This window comes from Corynebacterium afermentans subsp. lipophilum (genome assembly GCF_030408375.1).
GTDB lineage: Bacteria > Actinomycetota > Actinomycetes > Mycobacteriales > Mycobacteriaceae > Corynebacterium > Corynebacterium lipophilum.
The window spans coordinates 1,166,772-1,192,635 of record NZ_CP046530.1; the positions used below are offsets into that span (position 1 = coordinate 1,166,772).

Annotated in this window: 23 protein-coding genes; 5 read left to right on the forward strand and 18 right to left on the reverse strand. The window is 65.8% G+C overall.

The annotated features are described in order from the left end of the window. Positions 1–60: 60 nt before the first annotated feature. The 5 genes from CAFEL_RS05590 to CAFEL_RS05610 are packed head-to-tail and all read right to left on the reverse strand — an operon-like array spanning position 61 to position 5,038. Positions 61–1,104, reverse strand: a complete 1,044-nt coding sequence (locus tag CAFEL_RS05590) for a polyprenol monophosphomannose synthase (protein WP_194559247.1) — start codon at positions 1,102–1,104, stop codon at positions 61–63. Then, entirely contained in the window at positions 1,061–2,638 is a 1,578-nt protein-coding gene (gene lnt, locus CAFEL_RS05595) for an apolipoprotein N-acyltransferase (protein ID WP_194559248.1), read from the reverse strand. The genes CAFEL_RS05590 and lnt overlap by 44 nt, the downstream gene beginning before the upstream one ends. Beyond that, positions 2,639–3,181 (reverse strand): FxsA family protein, encoded by a 543-nt coding sequence (locus tag CAFEL_RS05600; RefSeq protein WP_194559249.1) that lies wholly within the window; start codon positions 3,179–3,181, stop codon positions 2,639–2,641. Positions 3,182–3,207: 26 nt separating this feature from the next. After that, on the reverse strand, positions 3,208–3,930 hold the full coding sequence (locus CAFEL_RS05605; protein ID WP_194559250.1) for an SDR family oxidoreductase: 723 nt from the start codon (positions 3,928–3,930) through the stop codon (positions 3,208–3,210). Then, on the reverse strand, positions 3,923–5,038 hold the full coding sequence (locus tag CAFEL_RS05610) for a M24 family metallopeptidase (RefSeq protein WP_394354780.1): 1,116 nt from the start codon (positions 5,036–5,038) through the stop codon (positions 3,923–3,925). The genes CAFEL_RS05605 and CAFEL_RS05610 overlap by 8 nt, the downstream gene beginning before the upstream one ends. A gap of 23 nt (positions 5,039–5,061) precedes the next feature. Here CAFEL_RS05610 and CAFEL_RS05615 point away from each other — a divergent pair, with 23 nt between their 5' ends. After that, complete coding sequence (locus tag CAFEL_RS05615) at positions 5,062–5,628, forward strand: trypsin-like peptidase domain-containing protein (protein WP_290172363.1); 567 nt, start codon at positions 5,062–5,064, stop codon at positions 5,626–5,628. On the opposite strand, the gene CAFEL_RS05620 is transcribed toward CAFEL_RS05615, so the two are convergent. From CAFEL_RS05620 to dop, 8 genes are read right to left on the reverse strand one after another with little or no spacing between them, the layout of a single operon-like run. Continuing rightward, positions 5,625–8,387, reverse strand: coding sequence for a DEAD/DEAH box helicase (locus CAFEL_RS05620; RefSeq protein ID WP_070473865.1), 2,763 nt, complete (start codon positions 8,385–8,387; stop codon positions 5,625–5,627). The two genes, CAFEL_RS05615 and CAFEL_RS05620, sit on opposite strands and share 4 nt — an antisense overlap. Before the next feature lie 5 nt (positions 8,388–8,392). Next, positions 8,393–9,403 carry a twin-arginine translocase subunit TatC gene (gene tatC, locus CAFEL_RS05625; protein WP_228496164.1) on the reverse strand — a complete coding sequence of 337 codons (1,011 nt, stop codon included), beginning with the start codon at positions 9,401–9,403 and terminating at the stop codon, positions 8,393–8,395. A gap of 9 nt (positions 9,404–9,412) precedes the next feature. Continuing rightward, positions 9,413–9,676: a Sec-independent protein translocase subunit TatA gene (tatA, locus tag CAFEL_RS05630; RefSeq protein ID WP_194559252.1), complete on the reverse strand. Its 264-nt coding sequence runs from the start codon at positions 9,674–9,676 to the stop codon at positions 9,413–9,415. Between the two features lie 35 nt (positions 9,677–9,711). After that, positions 9,712–10,638 carry a helix-turn-helix transcriptional regulator gene (locus CAFEL_RS05635; protein WP_194559253.1) on the reverse strand — a complete coding sequence of 309 codons (927 nt, stop codon included), beginning with the start codon at positions 10,636–10,638 and terminating at the stop codon, positions 9,712–9,714. Continuing rightward, positions 10,638–11,591, reverse strand: coding sequence for a helix-turn-helix transcriptional regulator (locus CAFEL_RS05640; protein ID WP_290171950.1), 954 nt, complete (start codon positions 11,589–11,591; stop codon positions 10,638–10,640). Before CAFEL_RS05640 ends, CAFEL_RS05635 begins: the two co-directional genes overlap by 1 nt. A 6-nt stretch (positions 11,592–11,597) precedes the next feature. Then, entirely contained in the window at positions 11,598–12,965 is a 1,368-nt protein-coding gene (gene pafA, locus CAFEL_RS05645; RefSeq protein WP_194559254.1) for a Pup--protein ligase, read from the reverse strand. Positions 12,966–12,993: 28 nt separating this feature from the next. Next, complete coding sequence (locus tag CAFEL_RS05650) at positions 12,994–13,182, reverse strand: ubiquitin-like protein Pup (RefSeq protein WP_194559255.1); 189 nt, start codon at positions 13,180–13,182, stop codon at positions 12,994–12,996. A 10-nt stretch (positions 13,183–13,192) separates the two neighbouring features. Then, positions 13,193–14,692, reverse strand: a complete 1,500-nt coding sequence (gene dop, locus CAFEL_RS05655) for a depupylase/deamidase Dop (RefSeq protein ID WP_194559256.1) — start codon at positions 14,690–14,692, stop codon at positions 13,193–13,195. Positions 14,693–14,758: 66 nt separating this feature from the next. Between dop and CAFEL_RS05660 the strand changes: the two genes are divergently transcribed. Then, positions 14,759–16,243 (forward strand): peptide MFS transporter, encoded by a 1,485-nt coding sequence (locus CAFEL_RS05660; RefSeq protein WP_194559257.1) that lies wholly within the window; start codon positions 14,759–14,761, stop codon positions 16,241–16,243. A 107-nt stretch (positions 16,244–16,350) separates the two neighbouring features. On the opposite strand, the gene pdxS is transcribed toward CAFEL_RS05660, so the two are convergent. Further along, a complete protein-coding gene (gene pdxS, locus CAFEL_RS05665; protein ID WP_194559258.1) occupies positions 16,351–17,226 on the reverse strand; it encodes a pyridoxal 5'-phosphate synthase lyase subunit PdxS in 876 nt (291 codons plus the stop codon). A 70-nt stretch (positions 17,227–17,296) separates the two neighbouring features. On the opposite strand from pdxS, the gene pdxR reads away from it, so the two are divergent. Continuing rightward, positions 17,297–18,667, forward strand: coding sequence for a MocR-like pyridoxine biosynthesis transcription factor PdxR (gene pdxR / locus CAFEL_RS05670; RefSeq protein ID WP_194559812.1), 1,371 nt, complete (start codon positions 17,297–17,299; stop codon positions 18,665–18,667). An 18-nt stretch (positions 18,668–18,685) separates the two neighbouring features. Next, complete coding sequence (locus CAFEL_RS05675) at positions 18,686–19,738, forward strand: NAD(P)/FAD-dependent oxidoreductase (RefSeq protein ID WP_194559259.1); 1,053 nt, start codon at positions 18,686–18,688, stop codon at positions 19,736–19,738. On the opposite strand, the gene arc is transcribed toward CAFEL_RS05675, so the two are convergent. From arc to CAFEL_RS05690, 3 genes are read right to left on the reverse strand one after another with little or no spacing between them, the layout of a single operon-like run. Then, positions 19,728–21,248, reverse strand: coding sequence for a proteasome ATPase (arc, locus tag CAFEL_RS05680; RefSeq protein ID WP_194559260.1), 1,521 nt, complete (start codon positions 21,246–21,248; stop codon positions 19,728–19,730). The two genes, CAFEL_RS05675 and arc, sit on opposite strands and share 11 nt — an antisense overlap. Positions 21,249–21,277: 29 nt before the next feature. Beyond that, positions 21,278–22,111: a tRNA (adenine-N1)-methyltransferase gene (locus tag CAFEL_RS05685; protein ID WP_063936707.1), complete on the reverse strand. Its 834-nt coding sequence runs from the start codon at positions 22,109–22,111 to the stop codon at positions 21,278–21,280. Between the two features lie 15 nt (positions 22,112–22,126). Next, the gene (locus CAFEL_RS05690; RefSeq protein WP_194559261.1) at positions 22,127–23,338 is read right to left on the reverse strand and encodes a M18 family aminopeptidase; all 1,212 of its coding nucleotides are present in this window, start codon (positions 23,336–23,338) and stop codon (positions 22,127–22,129) included. A gap of 26 nt (positions 23,339–23,364) precedes the next feature. Here CAFEL_RS05690 and CAFEL_RS05695 point away from each other — a divergent pair, with 26 nt between their 5' ends. After that, positions 23,365–24,195: a RecB family exonuclease gene (locus tag CAFEL_RS05695; RefSeq protein ID WP_194559262.1), complete on the forward strand. Its 831-nt coding sequence runs from the start codon at positions 23,365–23,367 to the stop codon at positions 24,193–24,195. Here the strand turns inward: CAFEL_RS05695 and CAFEL_RS05700 are convergent. After that, a complete protein-coding gene (locus CAFEL_RS05700; RefSeq protein ID WP_194559263.1) occupies positions 24,192–25,859 on the reverse strand; it encodes a formate--tetrahydrofolate ligase in 1,668 nt (555 codons plus the stop codon). The genes CAFEL_RS05695 and CAFEL_RS05700 overlap by 4 nt on opposite strands. Positions 25,860–25,864: the final 5 nt, after the last annotated feature.

Here is a 25,864-nt window from a genome sequence, read left to right on the forward strand (position 1 = left end):
GCACGTGCCCGCCCCCGCGAAACGAATTCGCGGCGGCGGGCACTCGCCTATTTGTGGCTGTTAATGCTTCCGCTTGCCGTCGAAGCCGAGCGCGTAGAGTGCCTGGCGGACGGTTTCCTCGCCCAAGTGGATCGCGGTGTTGACGCGGCGGGCTGCGTTTGACTGGAGCTTGCCCAGGTTGGCGTTGTCGATCTCGTGCTTGGTCACGGCTCCGAACTCGCCGAGAGCGTTGACAATCTGCTCGGGAGCGTCGGCGGCCTTGTAGCGGACGTCGGAAAGCTTCGAGTGCTCCACAGCGTAAACGAGCTGGCGCACGGTCTCTGAGGTCAGATCCTTGACAAAGGTCGCCTTCTCCGAGACACCCCACTTGGTGACCTCGGCCAGCGATGCGGTGGCGAAGCTGGCGTCCAACTTGGACTCGCCGAGCTTACGGTCCTCAAACGTGATCGGCACCTCGCGGATGTCGAAGCCGAGCTTGTCCACCTTGTGAGCGATCTCCACCTGAAAGATGTATCCCTTGGTAGACAGGGAATCCAAGTCCAACTCCTCCAGCACCTCGCGCTTGAAGGCGCGGTAGCCGGCGGTCATATCGGCCACGTCCGTGCCGAGGGCGAGAGAGACGTACTGGTTGCCCAGCTTGGACAGCAGGAAGCGGTTCTTCGGCCAGTTCACCACTTCCCCGCCCTCGATGTAGCGGGAGCCGATGGCCAAATCCGCGCCGTTATCCAACGCGTCGAGCAGCCTGTGCAGCTCCTCCGGTGCGTGCGAGCCGTCGGCATCCATCTGCACCAGCACCTGGTAGTCGCGCTCCAGGCCCCAGTTGAAGCCGGCGCGGTAGGCGGCCAGCAGGCCGTCCTTGCCGGTGCGGTGCAGCACGTTGACCTCGTCATGGGCGGCGACGAGCTCGTCGGCCTTCGCACCGGTGCCGTCCGGCGAGTTGTCATCAACGACGAGGATGTCCACGGCATCCTTCGTAGCCAGCACGCGCTCGACGATAAGCGGGAGGTTCTCCACCTCGTTGTAGGTCGGAATGATCACCAGGGTCTGGTTGGCCACGGCGCTAGTTCTCCTCGGTTCTACGCTGTTGTTCTCCGGTAGGAGCATACCCGCGCCCACGTCGGCGTGCGGACACGGCTGCGGCAAGCATCAGCGCCGCACCGGCGGCGACCATCAGCCACTCCAAAATCTGCCCGAACCGCACCGCGGGTGTGGTGCTGGTACGCAGCGGGAGCGTCTCCATCAAGTGAGCGGGCTCGAAAATCTCCGTCTGCTGGGACACCTGTCCGTCCGGGTGCACGATCGCCGAGACACCCGAGGTGGCAACGACCACCACTGCCCTGTCGGTTTCAATCGCGCGCATCCGACTCATCGCCAGCTGCTGATACGTCATGTCCGTGAACCCGAAAGTGGCGTTGTTCGTCGGCGTGGACAGGATCTGCGCGCCGCCGCGCACCGCCATGCGGTACGCCTCGTCTTCCGCCACCTCATAGCAGGTGGCAACGCCAACCGGAATTCCGCCCATGTGGACCACACCGTTGTCGCCGCCGGGCTTGAAGTCGCCCGCCAAGTCCACCAGGTCCGAGAAATTGCGGAAGAAATCGCGCATGGGCATGTATTCGCCGAACGGCTGCAGGAAGCGCTTGTCGTGGCGCTCCCCTGGCCCTGTTTCCGGGTCGAAGACCACCATGGTGTTGCGGGCGCCGACATCGTCGCGGGTGAGCGTGCCCACCAGCACTGGCGTATCCACGCCGCGCACCGCCGCACCCACCAGTGCCTCGGCCTGCGTGTCGACGAACGGGTTGACGTCGGAGGCATTTTCCGGCCAGAACACCATGTCCAGCTTGTCGCCGGATTCCTTCGCCTCTTCCGCGAGCCGCAGGGTTTCGTTGACGTGGTTGCTCAGCACCGCCCGGCGCTGCTCATTGAAATCCAGGCCCAAACGCGGAACGTTGCCTTGCACGGCCCCCACGCGGGCCTGATCGACGGTGGAGCTTTCCTTTCCTACACCGATATTGGCGATCAGGCCGGCAGCCAGCGGCAGGATGATGGCGGCAACGGCTGCGCGGCGCGAAGTGGCGTCGAGAAGCGAAACGCACCCAACCGCCACCAGCACGGTGGCGACGGTGACCAGCGCGGGCCCACCCCACGCCGACAATGCTGCGAGCGGGCCGTTGATCTGCCCCCACGTCAGGCGCACCCACGCAAAGCCACCGAAGGGCCACGAGGAACGCACGAACTCGACCGCCAGGTAGACCAGTGGGAACGCGAACGCACCGTAGCGCCAGCGCGTAACCAACACGCCGAACGCGCCGGTCGCCAGCGCGTAGAGCGCCATCGTGATGGCCAGCGCGATGTATGGCATGGCGCCGACAAACTCGCCGACCCACGGCAGCAGGAACAGGTAGCAAAACAGGCCATGCGTGAACCCGATCAGCGCACCGAAGCCTACGGACGGACGCTCCTGCGCCTCCCCTGCCATGCCCAGCGTCACGGTGGCGCGCCTGGGCCACGGCATGAGTGTGAGCCACAGCAGCGCGATGCCGAGCACTGCAGCCCACCAGTGGCCGAGAGGCTCGTACGAGAGGTAAACCAGCCAGCCAGAAACGGCGGCGAGTCCGAAACGGAGAAACGCCGGCATTTAACGCGCCCCGCCGGCGCTGCCGCCGCCACCGTCCGGATCCTGCGGGCGCTCGGGGCTGTCCATGCGGTACCACTGCTCCAGCTCGTCGGCGTCGATGACCGGTTCCTGCGGCTGCGCGCCGCCCTGCTGCTTGAAGGATCCGTAGCTGGTTTGGAACTGCCCCATCGGGGTGGCGTCGTAGACACGCACGCCGAGGTTTTCCACGGCGGTGCGCGCCCGCTTGGTCATGGTCTTGCGGATCAGCGCGCGCGTCGGACCAAACACCAGTGGCAGGCCGATCAGCGAGGTAACGAAGCCGGGGATGACGCTGAGCGTCCAACCGCCGATGAGCAGCGCGGAATCGCCCGCGAGCTTACCCACGCTGGAGCGGCCGTGCGCGGCTTGCAGCAGCGAGTTGCGCAGCGCCATGCTGGCTGCGGCGCCGCCGGCGATCATGAGCACGAAAATCGCCAAAAGCGCCCAGCCAACACCGATGGCTTTGGCCACCAGGAAAAACGCGAGCGCTTCGACGACGAAGTATGCGAGAAGAGGAATCGGCATGGCCACGAGGGTACCTGGCTCAGCGGCTACCTCGGCATGTGCCTCCACACCGGCCTCGGCACCACGCGCATGATGGCTGCGAGGACGGCCAGGCGCCGCGGGATCCACACCGTGGCGCTCTTGCCCCGCGCCGCAGCATCCACCACCGCGTCGCCGACAACGTCCGGGGTCACCGACATCACCGCAGGCTTCATCCCTTCAGTCATGGATCCGATGACGAAGCCCGGTCGCGCCAGGATGAGGCTGAGGCCTGTGCCGTGCAGCCGGTCCATCAGGCCCTGACAAAACGCGTCCAGGCCCGCCTTGGTGGAGCCGTAGACGTAGTTGGCGCGGCGTGCCCGCCACCCGGCGATGGAAGAGAAGGCGAAGATCTCTCCGCGTGCCATCTCGTCGGCAAGTACCGTCAGCATGCTCACCTGCGCGAGGTAGTCCACAGTGGCGATGCGCGCGGCCTCGCGCTCGTCGCGCTCTGCGAGCTCTTGGTCGCCCAGGATGCCAAACGCCACGATCGCGGTGGTCACATCACCCGCCTCGCGCACGACGCGCCGGTGCGAGTCCAGATCAGTGGCGTCGAAGTCGAGCGTGCGCACCGCTGTGGCACCCGCGGCAAGCATCCGCTTCTCGACGTCCGCCAGGCCCCGACTCCCCCTGGCGGCCAACACAACCTCACGGCCCTGGCAGACGCGTGCGGCGATCTCGCCGCCGATGTCGCTGCGCGCCCCGAGCAGCAGCACTGTGCCGCTAGCCATTGGCGCTGCCGAGGTCGCGGCGGGTGTGGTTGAGCGGTTCAATACCGTCAGCGGTCATGCGCACGATGTCCTCGATGCGCATGCCCCACTTGCCTGGCACGTAGATGCCGGGCTCGATGGAAAAGGCCATGCCATCGCGCAGCACCACGTCGGAGCCGGCGATGATGAACGGCTGCTCGTGGCCGGACAGGCCGATGCCGTGGCCCAAGCGGTGCGTGAAGTATTCGCCGTACCCGGCGTCTGCGATGACCTCGCGCGCAGCGGCGTCGAGCTCGCCGGCAGTGATGCCGGGCTTGGCGACAGCGCACGCGGCGTCGAACGCGCGCTCAAGCACCGCGTAGGCTTCCAGGAAGTCGTTCGGCGCCTTGGCAGGCTCTCCCACCACGTGGGTGCGGGTGCAGTCGGACTGGTAGCCGGACGGCAGCGCGCCGCCCAGGTCCACCACCACAGGGTCCCCTTCCTCGAGGACACGGTCGGAGAAGTCGTGGTGCGGGTTGGAACCATTGGGCCCGGAGCCGACGATGACGAACTGCACGTTCGCGTGCTCTTGAAGAATCAGCGCGTGCAGCTCGTCCGCGATCTCGCGCTCCGTGCGTCCAGGCTGGAGCAGTTCGGCGGCGCGCTCGTGCACGCGGTCGATGGCGGCGCCGGCTTCCGCAAGCTCGGTGGCCTCCTCGGCGTCTTTGACCATGAACAGTTCCGCCACCGCGTCGGAGGCAAGCTCGGTTGCAGGCAGTAACGCCTGCAGCGCAAAGACGTGGTCCGCGGTCAGCGACGACCCGAGGCCCACGGTGCCGTCTTCAAGCGCGTCCGCCACCAGCTTGTAGGGGTTTTCCCCGTCGCGCCAGCCAATGACTCCGACGTCTGCGGCGTCCTCCAGTCCCAGCGACTGGATGTCGGTCACCGGTGCCACCACGGTGGTGCCGCCAGGCGCGACCACCAGCGCGGTGAGCCGCTCGTGCGAGGAAGTCCAGGAACCGGTGAGGTAGGCGAACTCGGCGCCGGTGCCGATGACCAGCCCACCCAGACCGCGCTGCTTGACCAACTCGACGGCTTCCTGGCGGCGTGCGGTGTACGTATCAGAGTCGAATGCAGTCATGTGTGCCATGGTAGATCGCTAGCATCGTGGGAGTGTTGCCTGCCCTGAACCGCTCCGTCGCCCGCCTTAGCGCTCCGGGCGGCTACTGCTCGGGCGCGCTCATCGCCCCCGACATCGTGCTCACCTGCGCGCACTTCTTCCGCGAGCGCTCGCATGCTGGGGCGCGGGTGCGTATCGACGGCTCCGTGTTCCCCGTCGACAGCCTCCAACTTCTGACCGGCACGGATGTCGCACTCGCCCGGCTGCCCAAGCGAGTCGATGCCACTCCCCTCGAACTCGGGCCGTCGCCGCGCCTGTTTGCCCGTACGCTCACTCTCGGCTACGGCGGCCAGGCGCGCAGCGTCCAGGCACGGCCGGGTGTCTACCTGGGCACGCTTCCGGTGTCCTGGTCCCGGAAGCGCGTGACGCGGGTGCGTCCGGCCGGAGTGGTCTACGCCAATCCGCCTGCGGTCAAGGGCGACTCCGGCGGCCCTGTGCTGGTCGGGGGAAAGGTCGTTGGCGTGCAATCCCTCATCCTGGATCCGGGCGGCACGAACCTGCGCATCGCCACCGTGTCGCTGTGGCCGCGGGGCCTGGCGCGGTCGCTGCGGGGGCTCTAGTTGCCGATCGCCACCACGCCGCGGCGGATTGCGTCCACAGCCCGGTTGGCGTTGTCCCGGATCTGGTCCGAATAACCGGTCTTTTTGATCTGCTCCAACAAATCGATCACCTGGCGGCACCAGCGCACGAAGTCGCCGGGAGTGAGCTCTGCGCCCGATTCCGCCGCCGCGGCCAGCGCGTAACCCAGTGGTGCTCCTGCGGTCCACTGGTGGATGGACAGGCAGAACCCGGGATCCGGCAGGCGGGTTGCGGGCAGATTGTGGCGCTGTTCGTCGGCAACCAGCTCGCCGTAGATGCGCATCGTCTCGTTCATCGCGTCGGCCATGGCGTCGGTGGCGGCTTCGGGGCTGCCGCCGGTGGCGCGCCGGTTTTCAAAGACCACCATGGAGGCCACACCGGCCAGTTCGGCCGGGTCCAGGTGGTCCCAGATGCCGCGCTTGAGGCACTGCGCGACCAAAAGATCGGAAACGTTGTGGATGCGGGAGAGGCGCTCGCCTTCGTCGGTGACCTGCGGTTCGCCGTCGATAAGCTCAACGTAATCCATCTCCGTGAGCAACCCGATGATGCGCTCAAACGTGCGGCCCAGCGAATCGGTGGAGGTATCCACGCGGCGCTCCAGCTTGGCAAGCGTGCGCTCCTCGCGCACGATTTCCTCGGCGGTGCGCGCCAGAATCTCCCTATCCGCCGCCGGCCAGTCGTGCACCGGGTGGTTGCGGATGGCCTCACGCAGCGCGGTGACCTTCTTGTTCGGCCGCACCCGGGACTTCTCGCGGAGGCGTTTCGGGGCGTTGAAGTGGCCGCGGTGCAGAAGTGACGCAACCTTGCGGGCGTGGCGGCGCGGCTGGTCCTGCATGTGACGCGGCACCTTGATGCGGCCCACAACCAACGGCGGGTTTTTGAACGCGGCGGCGTCGATGCGCCCGGACCAGCCGCGCTCCGTGGTCACCCAGGGGCGCGGGTCGTGCGGCTTGCCCGCGGGTTGCACCACGGCGGCAAGCTCTGGCTTGCGCTTGCTGGGCAGCGCAATGACCTGACCCACCTGCAGCGAGCCGAGGATCTTGATGGTTTCGGTGTGGCGGCTGTCCAGGTGGTCGCGGCGGGCCTGTTTCTCCTCTTCCGACAGATCCCGGCGCAGCTGGGAGTAGTCGACCAGCTCGGCGGCCGCGTCATCGCTCGGCGGAGCGAACGCGGAGATGTCGCGCTCGAGCTTTGAGCGCAGCGAGCGTACCTTCTGCTGTAACCGCTCGATGTCGCGCACCTCGCCGACGACGGAGCGGTCCGTCTGGAACTGGGCGAAGGACTGCTCGATCAGTCGGATGGAATCGTCGAAGCCATTCATGGCCAGCATGTTGATAGCCATGTTGTAGCCGGGCTGAAACTGGGAAATCAGCGGGTACGTGCGTGTGGACGCCAACCCCGCCACCTGGTGCGGGTCCATGGCGGGCGCCCACTGCACCACGGCGTTGCCGATGTGGTCGATGCCGCGGCGGCCAGCGCGCCCCGTGAGCTGGGTGTACTGGCCCGGGGTGAGGTCAACGTGCGCCTCGCCGTTGAACTTGACCATTTTCTCCAACACCACGGTGCGCGCCGGCATGTTGATGCCCAGCGCCAGGGTCTCGGTGGCGAAGACGACCTTGACTAAGCCGCGGACGAACAGTTGCTCCACGATGTGCTTGAACGCGGGCAACAGGCCAGCGTGGTGCGCGGCGAACCCCCGCATCCAGGCTGTGCGCACCTGGCGGAAGTTCAGCACCTCCAGGTCCTCTTCGGGGATGCCTTCCACGCCGTCGTCGATAATCTGCTCGATCTCCGCGCGCTCCTCAGGCGTGGTCAGCTCCTTGCGCGAGCGCAAACACTGGAACAGCGCTCCGTCGCAGCCCGCGCGGGAGAAAATGAACACGATTGCCGGCAGCATGTCCTGGCGCTGAAGCGCGGAGACGACCTCGGGCCGGCCGACGGGGCGCACTTTGTCCTGGCCGCGCGAGCGTCCGCTGCGCGAGCGGGAACGAAAGCCCCTCCCCTCCTCGAAGTCGCGGCGCCCCTCCTCGGAGGAGCCCGCCTCGATGCGCTCGATTGCGTGCTCGAGGCTGCGGTTGACGCGCCCGCCGGTGCCCGGTTCGAACAGCGGGAACATCTTGCGGCCCACCATCATGTACTGGCTCAGCGGCACCGGGCGGTGCTCAGAAACGATGACCTCGGTGTCGCCGCGCACCGCGTCGAGCCACTCGCCGAATTCCTCGGAGTTGGACACGGTGGCGGACAGGCCGATCAGGCTGACAGAATCGTCGAGGTTGAGGATGATCTCCTCCCACACAGCACCTCGGTCCCGGTCCGCGAGGTAGTGGATCTCGTCCATCACCACGTGCGTGAGCCGGTCCAGCTGCGGCGACTCCGCGTACAGCATGTTGCGCAGCACCTCGGTGGTCATCACCACGATCTCGGCGGAGCCGTTGATGCTGGTATCGCCGGTGAGCAGGCCCACCGCGTCCTCGCCGTGCTCTGCGACTAAGTCGTGGTACTTCTGGTTGCTCAGCGCCTTAATCGGCGTGGTGTAAAAGCACTTCGTGCCGCGGTGCAGGGCGAGTGCGACGGCGAACTCGCCGACGATGGTCTTGCCCGAACCAGTGGGCGCGCACACCAGCACGCCGCGGTCCTGCTCCACCGCCTGGCAGGCCTGGAGCTGAAAGTCGTCGAGTGCAAACGGCTTCGCGTCGGCGAATTCCCGCAGAAACGATGTACCAGGATCGGGGGAAAGCATGCCCCCTACAGTACGTCCCTGAAATCTGCTCCGCCCGCGTAGCCCCGCGGCGAGGAGTTGTGCTGGCGCTCCGGCGCGCGCTGCACCGATGCCGGGCGCTCAATCGCCTCCGTCCCGATGCTGCTTGCGGGGCCGACGGACGTCGGCGCCTCAATCGGGCCGGAGGCCTCCTCGTCGTCCAAATCCATCCAGTCGGGGCGTTCGCGCTTGTGCTTGCGGTCGTTCCAGCGGCAGAACTGGAAAGCCATCTCCACCAGCAAACAGATGGAGATAGCCAGCGCCACCATGGAAAACGGATCCTGGCCCGGAGTCATCACCGCAGCGAAGATGAAGATGCCCACGATGATTAGGCGCCGCTTGTCCTTGACGTGCTCATAGCGCAGCACACCCAGCAAGTTGAGCATGATGATGATCAGCGGCACCTCGAAGCTGACACCGAAGATGACAATGAGAGCGAGGAGGAAGTTGTAGTACTCCCCACCTGTCAGTGCGGCGACCTGGAACTCGCTGCCCATAGTCATCAGCACGTACAGGCCCTGGTCCAGCACGAAGTACGCGAGCAGCGCGCCGGAGACGAACAGCAGCACCGCAATGGTGACGAAGCTGAACGTGTAGCGACGCTCGTTTTTGTGCAGGCCCGGGGTGGTGAAGTTCCAGATCTGCATGAGCCACACCGGCGATGAAAGGACCAGACCAGCAAGCGCGCCGACTTTCAGGCGCAGCATAAACATCTCAAACGGGTTGGTAGCCAGCAGGCGGCATTCGCCGTCGCCGGTGAAATCCGCCCGAAGATCCGACGGCAGGTTGCAGTACGGGCCGCGGATGATCTCGCCCAGCGGCATCATGCGCGGCGGGGCGGACTGGTACCAGATGAAACCGATGATGGTGCCGACGACGATCGCGGCCAGCGAGATCATCACTCGCCGGCGGAGCTCCTGAAGGTGCTCCACCAGCGACATCTCACCGGCCGGGTTCTTCGCTCGCTTCGGCTTCTTGGGGGTTTTCGTGCGTGCCATCAGGCGGAACTAGCGTGGATTGTTCTCCGGACGCTCCCAGAAGTCCGCCTCCTGGGCAGCGCTGCGGGTCTCTTGCGCCGGAGCAGCGTCGATCTGGCGCTGCTGCGCAGGGGTCTCCGCCTCGTCTTCGTTGCGCATCTCCTTGACCTCGGACTTGAAGATGCGTGCGGAGCGACCCATGGAACGCGCCAGGTCCGGCAGCTTGTTTGCGCCGAACAACAGCAGCACGACGAAGATGACGATGATGAGCTCGGTCCATCCAACATTTGGCATGGGCTGTCCTTTCCGAAGACGGTGTAACGCGCAGATTAGTCTAACGCGTCGAGTATTCGTTGCGCGCGCGACATAGCTTCCGCGGCAAGACCTGCAGGCTCGACGATTCGAACCCGGTCAGCTTGGCTGAGGCTGAAGCGAACCAGCCAGCTGTCGCTGCCGTAGCGCATGGTTGCCGGGAGCCATTCGTCCTGCGCTTGCGCATCTTCCAGCTCGATGTCCCAGTAGTCCGCAAGCCAGGTGGCGTCTTTGTGGATTAGCAGTTTGGCTTGCGGCTGGTCGGCCATGCCGAAAGGGTCCGCCGGGTCGAAATCTGTGCCGGGGGTCTCCGAAGGAACGTCGAGAAGCTCCGCATGTTGGATCCTGTCCAGGCGGAACGTCTTCGTCTCGCCGCTGTCCGTGGCGCGCAGGTAGGTAGCGCCGGACTGGTGGAACAGGCTCGCGGGGTCCACCTCGCGCTCGGAGACGGTGTCCGAGGATGCGGAATAGTAGGTAATGCGCAGCTTGCGCTTGGCGGCGAGCGCCTCCGCCACGGTGCCGGCGACGCCGGCGTCAGCAGTGTGCTCGGCGTCGCTGACCGCCTGGGAGGTCGTCACCGCGCGGATCTTCTCCGCGGCGGAGCGCACCGCGCGGCCGTCCACAAGCCCCGGCATGGTTTCCAGGGAATCCAGCAGGATGAGCAGGGCGCTTGCCTCCGCCGGGGAAAGACGCAGCGGGGTGGTCAACCCCTGGTCGTCGATAATGTCGACGCCTTTCCAGGAGTACTCCAGGTCGATCATCTCGCCGGGCCCGGTGCCCACGCCGGAAAGAAACAGCAGCTCGAAATCGTCGCGCACCTGCATCGGGTCCGCGCCCAGGTCGCGGGCGATCTCCATCGGCGTCAGCCCCGGGTGGTTCGACGAGTACGCCAGCAGGTTCAGCAAGCGCACCACGCGCTCCTGGCGCTTGAAGTCCACGGCCATTAGTCGCTCCCCTCTACAGCGGTGCGCAGCAGCTTAACGACGTCCTGACGGACCTGCACCGGCTCCACCGCGACCACGCTTCCGGCGAGGCTGGCGATGGTGCGCACCGCCCAGTCGCGGTCAACGTCGCGCAGCGTGATGGTGTCATGGTCTTGCCCGCCCGTGTCGACTCCGGAGGCGCGGGTGCCGCGCTGGGCGAGTTCTTCGCCGGTGCCGCGGGTGACGGTGACGGTGGCGCTGATCAGCTCGCCGCGCAGCGTCTCCTCCACCAGCGCTTGCAGGTCGCCCGCGCGCTCGTGGAATGCGTCGCTGTGGCGCACCTTCTTCAGCCCCGAAACCTTTTTCAGGCGGAACACGCGCACGTCTTCGCGCTCGATGTCGTAACCGACAAAGTAGGCGCGGTTGTTCAAAGACACCACGCCCCACGGGTCCACCACGCGGCGCTCCGGGTCCTTGCCGGGGGCGCGGACGAAGTCGAAGGAAATGCGCTGCTTCGCCTGCACACACTTCACAATCGCGCGCAGGGTGTCTGGGCGCAGCTGGAAGATGTCGTTGGACACACTCATCAGCGCGGGCGCGTCCATGGAGCGCGTCGCCCCTGAGGCCGCGAGCTTGGTCCAGCCGGAGCGGGCGAACTCGCCGAGCGATCCCGGCTTGCTCAAATCTGCGGCAAGGCCAACCACGGAGGCTTCCTCGGCGGTGAGGTCGACAGCCGGCAGCTCGTAGAGGTCCTTGACTACCCAGACTTCGCCGTCCTGGTAGCGCGCGGGCACGCCGAGGTCGCGCAGCTCGCGCACGTCGCGCTCAATTAAGTGGGTAGCGGCATCGCGGGTGCGGCCACCGTAGCCGTCAACATGCGCCTGCACCCAGGCGACGTCACGCTTCGCGGGTGAGGCCAGCAACGCAAACGTGAGCCCAACTTGGCGCACGACCATGTCATTGTCGTTGGCCACCGCGACCTACCCTTCTGCAGTTTCTTGCGCCCGCACCCAGCTGATTAGGTCGGCTGCGGCATCGTCCGCGTTGGCGAACGGGTCCTGCAGCTCCACGGTGCGGGGTTCCGGGCGGTTGACCTTCAAGTGCACCCAGTCGACATTATGCGCAAGGCCCCGCTCGCGCACGGCGGTGAGAAACTCACCGCGAACAGCGGCTCGCGTAGTCGCTGGCGGGTTGTCCACCGCTTTCTCAATCGCGGCGTTGTCGATCCACCGCGCTGCGAGCCCCTTGCGCTCCAGCACGTAGAACAGCCCGCGTTCGGGGTTGATGTCGTGGTACGTCAGATCGATCTGGGCGAGCTTCGGGTGGTCCCAGCCGCAGCCGAGCCGGTCTTTGAACTGGGTGAGCAGTTTGCGCTTGATCACCCAATCGATCTCGGTGTCCACGCCAGAGAAGTCCTGCGTGGCAATGGCGTCGAGCACCCGGGACCACAGGTCCACCACGCGCGCCATCTCCTCATTCGGCGTGCCCTCGTCCGGGCGTTGCTCAAGCCAGCGCTTCGCCGCCTCGAGGGTGCGCTGCTGCACCTCGAGAGCCGTTACGGTGCCGCCCGCTGCAAGGGTGAGTTCGGTGGCGCCTGTGGGGTCGGCGGCGATGTCGCGGATGTGCGCAATCGGATCCGCCAGCTCCATGTCCGGCAGGTCGAAGCCGGCCTCCAGCATCTCGATAACCAGCAGCATCGAGCCGACCTTCAGCGCGAAGGTGGGCTCGGACATGTTGGAATCTCCCACGATCACGTGCATGCGGCGGAAGCGGTGGGAATCTCCGTGGGGTTCGTCGCGGGTATTGATGATCGGTCTGGTACGCGTGGTGGCGGACGAAACGCCCTCCCACACCTGGTCTGCGCGCTGGGAGATGACGAATTTATCCCCCGCGATCTTGCCCGCGCCACAGATCAGCTGGCGCGTGATCAGAAACGGCAGCAACTGTTGGCCGAAGGACTTCAGCGCGAGCTCGCGGCTGATCAGGTAGTTCTCGTGCGCGCCGTAGGAGTTGCCGCGCGAATCCACGTTGTTTTTGAACAGGTATGTCGAGCCCGCGAAGCCGTCGTTACGCAGCGCCTCGTCGCACTGCTGCGACAACTGGTGGAAGATCCGCTCTCCCGCCTTGTCGTAGGCGAGCAGTTGGCTCAGCGAGTCGCACTCCGCGGTTGCGTACTCAGGGTGCGATCCCACATCCAAGTACAGGCGCGAAGCGTTGGCGGTGAACACGTTGGAGCTGCGGTGCTGCGCGACCACCGGGCGAAACAGGTAGCGCGCGACCTCCTCGGGCGTGAGCACCTGGCGTGAGCCGTCGTAGGCGGCCACGCCGAACTCCGTTTCCACGCCCATCACTCGGCGCGGGTAGCTGGTTGTCAGCTTACTGCCCGCCCTTCTGCACAAACGACTTCACAAACTCCTCCGCGTTGTTGTCCAACAGCGCGTCAATCTCGTCGAGCAGGTCGTCGGTGCCGGAGGTGTTGATCTGGGTCTGGCCGGCCGATTCTGCGGCGACGTCCTCGCTGTGGTTGTCCCCGCCGCCGGAAGCGTGTGTCTGTTGCGTAGCCATAGATGCAACCTTAGCGTTCTGGGGCCAGCCCCAGGCCAGAAAGCAGGTCGCGTGTTGTCGCAGAGTTTTCGATTAACTCCCCCACGTCCGCTTTCGTGTGGCTGCCCAGCAGGTCCAGAGGTACCCGGTAGAGCTGCCCGTCCACGGTAAACAGCATGGACTGCCAGTTCGACGCCGTTAGGTCCTCGGCGAACTTCTCGCCGGCGCGTCCCCGGAAGTAGGCGCGGGTGTCCTCCGGCGGGTGCACCGCGGCGCGCGCGATCTCTTCGGCGCTGACCAGCGTGCGCATCGCGCCCTTGCGCACCAGCGCGTGGTACAGGGACGTCTTTGGGTCGATGTCCGCGTACTGCAGGTCAATCGCCTGCAGCTTCGCCTGGGTTGCGCCGCGCTGCCCAAACCTGCGCACCAGCGCCCACTTCGCGGTCCAATCCAGACGATCGGCCGTGGACAACGGGTCGCGCTCGAGATCGTCGAGGACCTCGCCCCACATCGTGAGCACTTGCTTATCGACGTCGCCCCGCCCGTCGCACTTTCTCCTGTATTCACGGAGGATGGAGATCGCGGACATCCTTTGGCCGTCGAGAAGCTCAAGCTCGTATTGCAGCGTGGGGTCGTGGCTGACCGCCTTGATCTCCTCGACCGGGCTTTTCAGGCGCAGGTCCGAGAAATCCACTCCGGCCTCGATCGCGTCGAGTACGAGCGAGGTCATGCCGAGTTTGAGGAAGTTGGAGAACTGGCTCATGTTCGCATCCCCCACGATGACGTGCAGGCGGCGGAACTCTTCCTCGGGTGCGTGCGGCTCGTCGCGCGTGTTGACGATGCCGCGGTTGAGCGTGGTCTCAAGCGAAACCTCCTGCTCGAAGTAGTCCGCGCGCTGGGAGATTTGGAAGCCCGGCTCCTGCGACTCCTGGCCGATGCCCACCCGGCCCGCGCCGATGATGACCTGGCGGGTGACGAAGAACGGGATCAGCGCCTGGGTGAGGTTTTCGAAGTTGGTGTGGCGCGAGTACAGGTAGTTCTCGTGGCTGCCGTAGGAGCGGCCCTTGCCGTCGACGTTGTTTTTGTAGAACTTCAGCGGCGGGCACGGCTCGTGCTTGGCTAGCACGGAGACCTGCTGCTCCCACAGCTCGCGTATGCAGGCGGCGGCGTCGTTGAGGACGATGTCGCCGGCGGCATCAAAGACCATGGCGTCGAAGGCGTTCGAGCACTCCGGGCTGGAGTACTCCGGGTGCCCGTGGTCGACGTAGTAGCGCGCGCCGTTGGTGGTGACCACGTTGGCCACCCCGATCGCGTTTGCGTCCACAACCGGCACGCTGCGGTAGCGCTGCAGGTTGAAGCCGCGGGCGTCTTTCAGCGGTGCTTCTTCCGCATAGTCCCAGCGGGTGCGGGCCTGGGTGCGCAGCGCCGCGTAGGCAACCACCGCGTGCGTGGAGGTGACCAGCGGGCTGATCTGCGGGTTGTCTGGGCAGGTGATGCCGTACTCCGTCTCGGTTCCCAAGTAACGCGTCATAGGTGACGAGCCTACAGGCGTGTCCGTGTTTGGAAGATAATACGATCAGACGTATTTTATTTGAGTATGACTTCCGTAACACAGCCCGGTGCGGCCGCGCCGCAGACCGAGCGCAAATTTTTCGGTCAGCCCTGGGGGCTGGCCAACCTCTTCGGCATTGAGCTGTGGGAGCGCTTCAGTTTCTACGGCATGAATTCGCTGCTGGGGTACTACATGTACTACTCGGCAACCGAGGGCGGTCTCGGCATTGACGAGACCACCGCGCTGAGCCTGGTTGGTGCCTACGGCGGGTTCGTATACATGATGGCGCTCGTCGCCTCTTTCGTGGGCGACCGCATCCTCGGCGCCGAACGCACCCTGTTCTACTCGGCGATCCTGGTCATGGTCGGCCACGTCGTGCTCGCCCTCGTTCCGGGCGCCGCAGGACTCGCCATCGGCCTGGTGTGCGTCGGCATCGGGTCCGGCGGCGTGAAGACGGCGACCCAGGTGGTGCTCGGCGACCTGTACACCCGCGAGGACCCGCGCCGCGACGCAGGCTTTTCCATCTTCTACATGTCCGTCAACATCGGCGGCCTGCTCGGCCCCGCGATCACGGGCTGGGTGTGGGGCAAGTCAGGCTTCCACTGGGGCTTCGGTCTGGCCGCCATCGGTATGGCCATCGGCCTGATGCAGTACATACTCATGCGTAAATCCACCATCGGCGCCGCCGGCTCCGAGGTGCCCAACCCGCTGCCGCGGTCGAAGTGGGCACCCGTCGGTTTCAGCGCGCTGGCAGTTGCCGCGATCGTGGTCGGTTTGCTCACCACGGGCATCCTGCCGCTGGACTTGCTGAGCTGGGTCGTCTTCGCTATCGCCCTTGCCGCGACGGTCATCCTGCTGTGGGAGATGTTTGCCTCCGACAAGGTCACCGCGCACGAGAAGTCGCGTCTGACCGGCTACATTCCACTGCTCGCCGGCTCCGTGGCGTTCTTCGCCATCTTCCAGTCGCAGTTCACCGTAGTGGCGCTGTACACGGATCAGCGCGCTGACCTGACCTTCTTCTGGACTGAGCTCGAGCCCTCACAGGTGCAGTCCTTCAACCCACTGTTCATCATCATCTTCGCGCCGATCTTCGCCACCATGTGGACGAAGCTGGGCGAGCGCCAGTGGGCCTCCGCCACGAAGTTCGGCGTGGCCAACATCATCATCGGCCTGTCGCTGTTCATCTTCCTGCCGTACGTGGGCAAGGGCGAAAACTCCACCCCACTTGCGGTGCTGGTGCTGATCCTGTTCCTGTTCACTATGGGCGAGCTGCTGCTCTCCCCTGTCGGTAACTCGCTGGCCACCAAGGTCGCCCCGGTGGCGTTTAAGTCGCGCCTGTTTGCGGTGTGGCTGATGTCGGTGTCCATGGGCACCGCGCTGTCCGGCGTCCTCGGCTCGCTGTACAACCCGAACGACGCCGCCGCGGAGCGCACCTTCTTCTTGACCCTGTCCGCGATCACCATCGCACTCGGCGTGGCTCTTATCGCGATCAGCCGCTGGGTCGTGCGCAAGTTTGGGGACGTGCGCTAGGCCAAGCGAACGCGGCACAGCACAAAGCTCATTACCCGCGCATCGTTTTTCGCCTCTGAGAAGGCACCAACGAGGTGCAGGTAACGAGCTTTACGCGTTTTTCGGCCCTACCAGCCGCGCTCAGCCAGGCGGTGCGGCGCGGGAAGGTCGGCGACGTTGATGCCCACCATCGCCTCGCCCAGGCCGCGGGAGGCCTCGGTGACCACCGCGATGTCGTTCCAGTGCTTAGTGGCCTTGACCACAGCCTTCGCGCGAGCCTCCGGGTTGCCGGACTTGAAGATGCCGGAACCGACGAAGACGCCGTCCGCTCCAAGCTCCATCATGAACGCCGCGTCTGCCGGGGTGGACACGCCGCCGGCAACCAACAGCGGCACCGGCAGCTTGCCGTTTTCCGCCGTCTGCGCCACCAACTCGTACGGAGCCTGCAGCTCCTTTGCCGCGACGTAGAGCTCGTCACGGTTGTTCGCCCAGATCGCCTGCAGCGCCGCGATCTCGCTGGTGATCTTACGGATGTGCTTGGTGGCCTCGGAGACATCGCCGGTGCCGGCCTCGCCCTTGGAGCGGATCATGGACGCGCCCTCGTTGATGCGGCGCAGCGCCTCGCCGAGGTTGGTCGCGCCGCAGACGAACGGCACGTTAAAGCCGCGCTTATCAATGTGGTTGACGTAGTCGGCGGGGCTGAGCACCTCGGATTCGTCGATGTAGTCCACGCCTAGGTGCTCGAGGATCTTCGCCTCCACCACGTGGCCGATGCGGGCCTTGGCCATCACCGGGATGTTGACGGTGTCGATGATGCCCTCGATGAGGTCCGGGTCGGACATGCGGGCCACGCCACCCTGGGCGCGGATATCGGCAGGCACGCGCTCCAGCGCCATGACGGCGGACGCGCCTGCGTCCTCGGCGATCTTGGCCTGTTCGGGCGTGACCACGTCCATGATCACGCCGCCAATGAATTTCTGGTTCAACTCTTCTGCTTGAGGCATACCACTTAGTCTGCCTGTACAACTGGTAGATTCCAAGTGCCAGTTCCATATAGTTTCTTTGGACCAGTTGATGCTGCTGCACATCTCCCGCGACCACCCCACCCCGATCCCCGCGCAGATCGCCGCGGGCATCCGCGACGCCGTCGCCAGCGGGGCGCTTTCTCCTAACGACGTCATCCCGTCCACCCGCGCCCTCGCCGAACAGCTCGGCGTATCCCGCGGCAGCGTGGTCACCGCCTACGACCAGCTCGAAGGCGAGGGCTACCTGCTGACCAGCCAGGGCGCGCCGACGCGGATCCACCCGGACCTCACCGTCGCCGCACCCCTGCCCGAGCCCACCGCCGGCACGCCTGCCCGTACAACCTCGAAGGCCCGGATCTCCCTGAAGCCCTCACCCGGCAGCGCGGGCACCATCCGCCCCGCAACCTGGCGTAAGGCGTGGCGCGAGGCAGCTGCGGAGCCCGGGAACAGTGTGGACAAGTCCGGCGAGCCTGAGCTGCGCCACGCCGTTGCCGAGCACCTCCGCCTCGCCCGCAGCATGCGCGTATCCCCGGATCAGATCGTGGTCACCGGTGGCTCCCGTGAGGGACTCATGTGCATTCTTTTTGCGCTTGGTCCAAACCTGCGCGTGGGCGTGGAAGACCCCGGGCACCCGGGACTGCGTCGCGTGATCCCGCTCGCCGGCCACGAGGTCGTGGAATGCGCCACCGACACCGACGGCGTCGTGGTGAACGCTCTCCCCGACTCCCTCGACGCCCTGCTGGTCACCCCGTCGCACCTCTACCCCCTCGGCGGCGCCATGCCCGCCGCCCGCCGCGTGGAGCTGCTCGAGTGGGCCGCGCGCACCGACACCGTGGTAATCGAAGACGACTTCAACACCGAACTGCGCTACCGCATCTCCCCGCAACCGGCGCTGTCCTCGCTGGCAACCCGCGCGGACGTGCTCACCCTCGGCACGTTTTCCACGCTGCTCTCCCGCGAGCTCGCCGCCGGCTACGTCGTGGCCTCGCCAGCGACCGTCGAGGCTTTGCGCGAGGTCCGCAGCGTCTTGAGCATGCCGGTTTCCTCCGTCACCCAGCGGGCGATCGCGCACTTGCTTAACGACGGCGTCGCCCGCCGCGCATCCCGCGCCGTCCACCGGGGATTAGCGCAGCGACGGGAAGTACTACATGAGCGGCTGGTTCCGCTATACGACGGTGCCCGACTCGCACCCGGCGACGGCGCGGACCTCACGGTTCGTTTCGGCACCCGAGAAGAGCGGGACGCGTTTGAAACGCGTCTGCTTGAGGCCGGTATCGCGTCCGGGCAGGAATCCACCTTGTGGACCAACAGCGGCGACGGTTTGGTGCTGAGCTTTGCACACCTCAGCGCTGGTGATTTCGATGTCGCTGTCGACACAGTTGCTCAGACGCTCGCTACCCTGGGCCGAGCCCAGACGTGAAGCGAAAGAGGGACGGACATGGACGAGACCAGCTACCTACTGAACTCACCTGCAAATGCACGGGCGCTGCGCGAGCGTCTCATTCGTCTTGAACGCAACGTCGCCGAGAGCAAGGAACTCGCATCCGACGCAACAAGCTTTGCGAGTCAACACTTTGACGTCGTTGTCGTCGGTGGCGGATTCGCAGGGACCGCGGCAGCGATCAATCTCGCGCGAGCGAACAGGAAGGTATGCCTCGTGGACGCGGGTACGCCTAGGAACCGCAACAGTGAGCACATGCATGGCGTGATCGGCCTCGACGCAGCGAATCCCTCCGCACTGCTTGCCCGCGGCCACGCCGAGTTCGTGTCGTACGAGGGCCTTCTCATCGATGGACGCGTAGAAACCCTGGAGCACCTGGACACGGGCGATTGGTTGGTGAAGCTTGCGTCAGGCGAGGCATCCACGGCTTCGCAAGTGCTGGTTGCAACCGGAATCACGGATGTGCTTCCCGAAGTGCCTGGATTGAGCGAGACGTGGGGAACCCGTGTCTTTCACTGCCCCTACTGCCACGGCTACGAAGTCAACGGCAAGAACCTCGGTGTCGTCGGAGGCAAGAACCCGGGGTTCACCACCAGGATCGCAACGTTGCTGACCAAGTGGGCCTCCAGCGTCACGCTTTACGCCAATGGGATGGACCTGAGCCCAGAACAGCGCGAACGCCTTGAACAGTGCGGGGTAGCTCTCGTCATCGATGACGTATCGGGAGTTTCACCAGCCACTGACGACGACCACGCCGTCGAGATCGCCACTGGCTCCGGGTCGGTTCGTTATGAAGCCTGCTTCACTGGTCCGGAGTTCAAGCCGAACGACGAACTCCTCCGGGGAGCTGGCTGCACTGTTGCAGATGGCTGGGTCCAGGTGGAGGGAGGAAAGACCTCGCAGCCTGGACTGTGGGCGGTCGGCAACGTAGTTAGCTCGCCGGATCAGGTCTCTCAAGCGCTCGGATCGGGTGCCGCCGTGGCTATCGCCATCGACCAGCACCTGTTCGACCAAAACCAGGCCGCGGAAGGCAGCAAACCTACCCGATGACCTCCGCGGCGACGACGCGCTTGCCGTGGCGGCCGGTGATCCGCGCCCACTCGTCGGGGTTCGCCGTATTCGGCATGTCCTCGCTCTCGTCCTGCTCGGCGCGCACGGCCTCGCGAAGGTGCTCCTCCGTCAGTCCGGCGGTGGATACGCCCGAGAGGTGGTCCTTGATGGCCAGTTTCTTGGCGCGGTCCACCACGTTGGCGATCATCGCGCCGGAGACGAAGTGGTGGTAGTGCAGGGTTTCGGCGGAGCCGTCGACAAGCTCGAGGCGCACGAAGGGACGCGGGGCGAACATGGCGTCCGCGGTGGCGTCGATTAGCACCTCGCTCGCGGCCGCAAGTGGGACCTCCTCGGTGATGTAGCGCGCGAGGATGTCCTTGGCTTCGTCTTTATTGGGGCGCGAGACCCGGATTTTGATGTCCAGGCGGCCGGGGCGCAGGATGGCCGGGTCGATGAGTTCCTCGCGGTTGGTCGCGCCGATGACGATGACGTTGGCGATGTCCTCCACGCCGTCGATCTCGGTGAGCAGCTGCGGCACCACCGTGGTCTCCATGTCAGAGGACACGCCGGAGCCGCGGGTGCGGAAGATGGACTCCATCTCGTCGAAGAAGACAATCACCGGGTTGCCACCGGCGGCCAGCTCGCGGGCGCGCTCGAAAATCAGGCGGATGCGACGCTCGGTCTCGCCGACAAACTTGTTCAGCAGCTCGGGGCCCTTGACGTTGATGAAGTGCGCCTGTCCCCCGTCGCCGATGCGCTGCGACAGCGAATTCGCCACTGCCTTGGCAATGAGCGTCTTGCCGCAGCCGGGCGGGCCGTACAGCAAAAGCCCCTTCGGCGGTCGCAGGTCGTAGGCCTGGTAGAGCTCCGGGTGAGAAAACGGCAACTCCACGGAATCCTGGATCGTTTCGATCTGGGAGCTCAAACCGCCGATGTCGGCGTAGGTGACATCCGGGATTTCGTCCAGGGACAGCTGGTTAACCTCGGTCTTCGCGATACGCTCAAACGCGTAACCGGCGGAGGCGTTGACCAGCACCGTGTCGCCGGCGCGGGCGGATTCGCGCAGCGGCTCGGCGAGCATGACAATCGATTCGGCGCCCTGCTGGTCCGCCACAACCGCGCGTTCCACGCCGACGCGCTCGACCATGGTTGCCAGCTGGCCGGTGGGGTCGAAACCGCAGGTCTCCACCACGATCGTGCCCTCGCCCAGCCGCACGAGCGTGCCGGGGACCAGCTTGGACGGATCCACCAGCGGCGAGACCTTCAGCCGCATGCGCCGTCCGGTGGTGTGCACCTCCGCCTCTCCGTCGCGCGGTGCGGGCGCGAGGTAGATCCCGTACGTCGATGCCGGCTCGTTGAGCTCCTCGACCTTCGCGTACAAGTCGTTGAGCTTGTCGCGGCTGACTTTCAGCAGCTCAGCGAGCTTCTCGTTGCGCGACCCGAGATCGCGATTTTTGCGCTTGAGCTCGCGCAGCTCCGGTCCGAAGGCATCGTCGTGGATTTCAGGCATGCGTTCGAGCCTACATAGGAGCGGGCTGCTTATCGACGAGCTTTGCGCTGCGGCCGGGGCGGCGTCACCCCGTCGGCGAGCCTGCGCGTCCAGACGAGGAATGCCGTGTGCGCGTTCATGCGGTGCTCCGGGCGCGTGGCAAGGCCGTCAACCTTCCACTCACGCAGCAGAGTCTCCCACGCGCGCGGCTCGGTGAAGCACTTCGCCTCGCGAATGGCCTCCATGATGTTCATCAACTGCGGCACGGTGGCCACGTACGTCATGAACACGCCACCGGGGATGAGCACGTTTTTCACGGTGTCGATGAAGTGCCACGGCTCCACCATGTCCAAGATGACGCGGTCGACCTGGCCGTCCAGGTCTTCCGGGGTGACTTCGCCGAAATCGCCGAGGCGCGGGGTCCACCACTCGGGCTCGCCACCGAAGTAATCGGCGACGTTGTCTTTGGCAAACGCCAGGTGGTCGTCGCGGATCTCGTAGGAGTACACGTGGCCTTCCGGGCCCACAGCGCGCAGCAGCGACATGGTCAGCGCGCCGGAACCGGCGCCCGCCTCGAGCACTCGCGCGCCCATGAAAATATCGCCCTCGACCAGGATCTGGGCGGCGTCTTTCGGGTAGATCACCGCGGCGCCGCGCGGCATGGACAGCACGTGGTCCACCAGCAGGTGGCGGAAGCACAGGTAGTCGGAGCCGAGCGTCGACTTCACCACGGTGCCCTCATCGGCGCCGATGATGTCGTCGTGGCTGACTATGCCTTTGTGCGAGTGGAACTGCCCGCCCTCTTTGAGCTCGATGGTGAAGTGGCGGCGCTTCGCGTCTGTGAGCTGCACCTTGTCGCCTGGCTGGAACGGTCCCGAATACATGGCGGTAAGTATGCCCTACTGCGCCGCTGTATAAAAAGCCGTCAGCGCGCGCACGAAGTAGTCCATGTCGTCCACGCCGCACAGCTCTCGGGCGGAGTGCATGGACAGAAGCGGCACGCCGACGTCCACCGTGGGAAGGCCCAAGCGCGTCGCCGAAATCGGGCCGATGGTGGATCCGCACGGCACAGCGTTGTTGCCCACGAACGTTTGGTGCGGCACGCCCGCCGCGCGGCAGGCCAGGATCCACTCTGTCTCCGTGGCGGCGTTGGAGGCGTAGCGCTGGTTCGCGTTGATCTTGAGCACCGGGCCCTTGTTCACCAGCGGGTGGTGGGTGGGGTCGTGCCTGCCCGGGTAATTGGGGTGCACGGCGTGGGCCGCGTCGGCGGAGACCTGAATGGAGTTAGCGATGATCTCGGCCGGGTCGCCGAAACCAGCCGCGACCTTGGTCAATACACGCTCCAGCAGCGGCCCACCCGCGCCAGCGGTGGACGCCGAACCGACCTCCTCGTGGTTGAAGGCGGCCAGTACCAGGATGTCCTCGGCGTCATCCTTGGCTGCGAGCATCGCCTCAAGGGAGGCCCACACGCTGGTCAGGTTGTCCAGGCGGCCGGCGGCGAGCAGGTCGCCGATGACCTGGCCGCGCTGCGCGTCCGCGGTGATCAGCTCGTGCGCCACGATGTCCTCGGCGCTAAGCCCCGCAGACTTTGCCGCCAGCTCCAGCAGCGGTCGGTCCACGCCCAGGATTGGCTGGGTGTGCACCTGGCGGTCGATCTCCGGCATGTCGCCGCGGTAGAGGTGGATGGCCAGGTTGGGCACTCGCGCGACCGGGCCGGTGTTGACCAGGTGCTCGGTGCGGTCCGCGGTGACCACACGGCCCGCAAACGTCAGGTCGCGGTCGAACCAGCTGGCCAGAATCGGCCCGCCGTAGACCTCCACCGCAGCCTGGCGGAAGCCCTCGCGCACCACGTCCGGGTCCGGCTTGGCCATCAGCCCCGGCGAATCTGTGTGGGAGCCGACCACCCTGAACCGTGGGCGGGCTTTTTCGGGCACCCACCAGGCGACCACAGCGCCGTCGCGCTCGATGAGTTGGCCGCCGGGGGCGTGTGCGCCGTCGTCAAGCGAGATGTTCCGTGTAAACCCCGCGGCCTGCAGCTTTTCGGCGACGGCCGCGCTCGCATGGAACGCGGAGGGGCTTTGGGCGATGAAATCGATGAACGGCTGTGTCATGGCTCCACTCTATGATGTTGGGCACCATGTCGAACGCCAGCACTCCCCCACGCCCAATTGCCATCTCGCCCTCGCGCGCCTCAGACTACAAACGCTGCCCGCTGCAGTACAGGCTGCGCGCCATTGACAAGATCCCGGAACCGTCCACCGAGGCGCAGGTCAAAGGCACACTGGTGCACGCCGTGCTGGAGGAAATGTTCGCCTGGCCGCGCGAGGAACGCACGTATCCGGCGGCGGTGAAGCGGCTCAAGCCGAACTGGGAGAAGATGCGCGAAGCCGACCCCTCTTGCGCGGAGCCGGTCGCGGACGAGTACCAGTTGCTTGTGGACGCCCGCACGCTGCTGCGCGGCTACTTCACCATGGAAAACCCGCTGGGATTCGACGCGCACGCCCAAGAGATGCCGGTGGACTTCACGCTGCCGAACGGGGTGCCGGTGCGAGGGTTCATCGACCGTGTGGACATTGCTCCCACCGGCGAGGTGCGCGTGGTCGACTACAAAACCGGCAAGAAGCCGCTGCCGCGCTACTCGCAGGACGCGCAGTTCCAGATGCGCTTCTACGCGTTGGTGTACTGGCGCATGTTCGGGGTAGTGCCCACGCAGCTGAAGCTGATGTATCTGAAAGTCATGGACTCGTTGATCCTTGCCCCGTCGCGCGAGGAACTGGAGTACTTCGAGCGCGACCTAGCGGAGCTGTGGTGGAAGATCGAGGCCGACGGTAAATCAGGCAACTTCCGCCCGCAGCAGTCCAAGCTGTGCGGCTGGTGCGCCTTCCAGCACCTGTGCCCGGTCTTCGGCGGCACTCCCCCGGAATACCCCGGGTGGCCGGGGTCGCGGGCGGAGCAGCCTGAGGCCTAGAACAGGCCGGAAACCACGCCGTCCGCGTCCACGTCGATGTTGTTGGCGGCCGGCTGCTTCGGCAGACCCGGCATGGTCATCACGTCGCCGGTGAGCACCAGCACGAAGCCGGCGCCGGTGCGCGGGACGATGTTGCGCACGTGCAGCGTGTGGCCCTCCGGCGCGCCGAGCTGGGCCGGGTCGTCCGAGAAGGAGTACTGCGTCTTGGAGATGCACACCGGCAGGTTGTCAAAGCCGTTGTCCTTGAGGGTCTGCAGGTCCTTTAGCGCTGCGGCGGAGTACTGCACGTCGGCGGCGCGGTAGATCTCCTTCGCGATGGTCTCGATGGACGCCTCCACACCTTCGGCGGGGTCGTAGAGCGGGTGCGAAGTGCCCTCGGTGAGGTTGTCCAGCAGGGTCTGGGCGAGCTCGAGCGCGCCGTCGCCGCCCTTCGCCCACACATCCGCCTCAGCCAGCGCGATGTCCTTAGCCTGCGCCCAGTTCTTCAGGAATTCGAGCTCGGCCTCGGAATCGGTGGCGAAGCGGTTGAGCGCAACCACAGGGGTCACGCCGAACTTGCGCACATTCTCCACGTGGCGCTCGAGGTTGACAACGCCCTCCTCCAGGGCGGCGACGTTCTCCGCCGACAGGTCCGCCTTGGCCACGCCCGCGTTGTGCTTGATGGAGCGGATCGTGGCCACAATGACGGCACCGGCGACGTCGAGGTCCCCGTAGCGCGCCTTGATGTCGAAGAACTTCTCCGCGCCCAGGTCGGAGCCGAAGCCGGCCTCCGTGAGCACGATGTCGGCGTACTGCTGGGCGGTGCGGGTGGCAATCAGGGTGTTGCAGCCGTGGGCGATGTTGGCGAACGGGCCGCCGTGGATGAACGCAGGCGTCCCGCCGAGAGTCTGCACGAGGTTCGGGTTGACCGCGTCCTTGAGCAGCGCGGCCATCGCGCCCTGGGCACCGAGGTCACCGGCCGTGACTGGCTTCTTGTCGTAGGTCAGCCCGATGGTGATGTTGGCCAGGCGCTGCTTCAGGTCCTCCAGGTCCGTGGCCAGGCCCAGAATCGCCATGATCTCAGAGGCGGCGGTGATGGTGAAGCCGGTCTCCGCCGGGACACCGTGGGCCGGTCCGCCCAGCCCGGTGACGACGTTACGCAGCGCGCGGTCGTTGACGTCCACACAGCGCTGCCAGGTCACACGGCGCGGATCGATGTTCAGCGCGTTGCCCTGGTGGATGTGGTTGTCAATGAGCGCGGCCAGTGTGTTGTTAGCGCTGGTGATCGCGTGGAAATCTCCGGTGAAGTGCAGGTTGATCTGCTCCATCGGCACCACCTGGGAGTAACCGCCGCCGGCAGCGCCGCCCTTGATGCCCATCACGGGGCCGAGCGACGGCTCGCGCAGCGCCACCATGGCGTTTTTGCCCAGCTTCGTCAGCGCGTCCGTCAGGCCAATCAGCGTGGTGGACTTGCCCTCGCCCGCGGGGGTCGGCGAGACACCGGTGACCAGGACGAGCTTGCCGGGGGCGTTGCCCGGGTTCTGGGTGATGTCCACCTTGGCCATGTGCTTGCCGTACGGGATCAGCGCATCGTCGGATACCCCAGCCTTCTCAGCGATCTCCCCAATCGGGGCGAGTGTGTGGGCCTGAGCAATTTCGACGTCAGTCAACGGTTGTGCAGTCATGCACC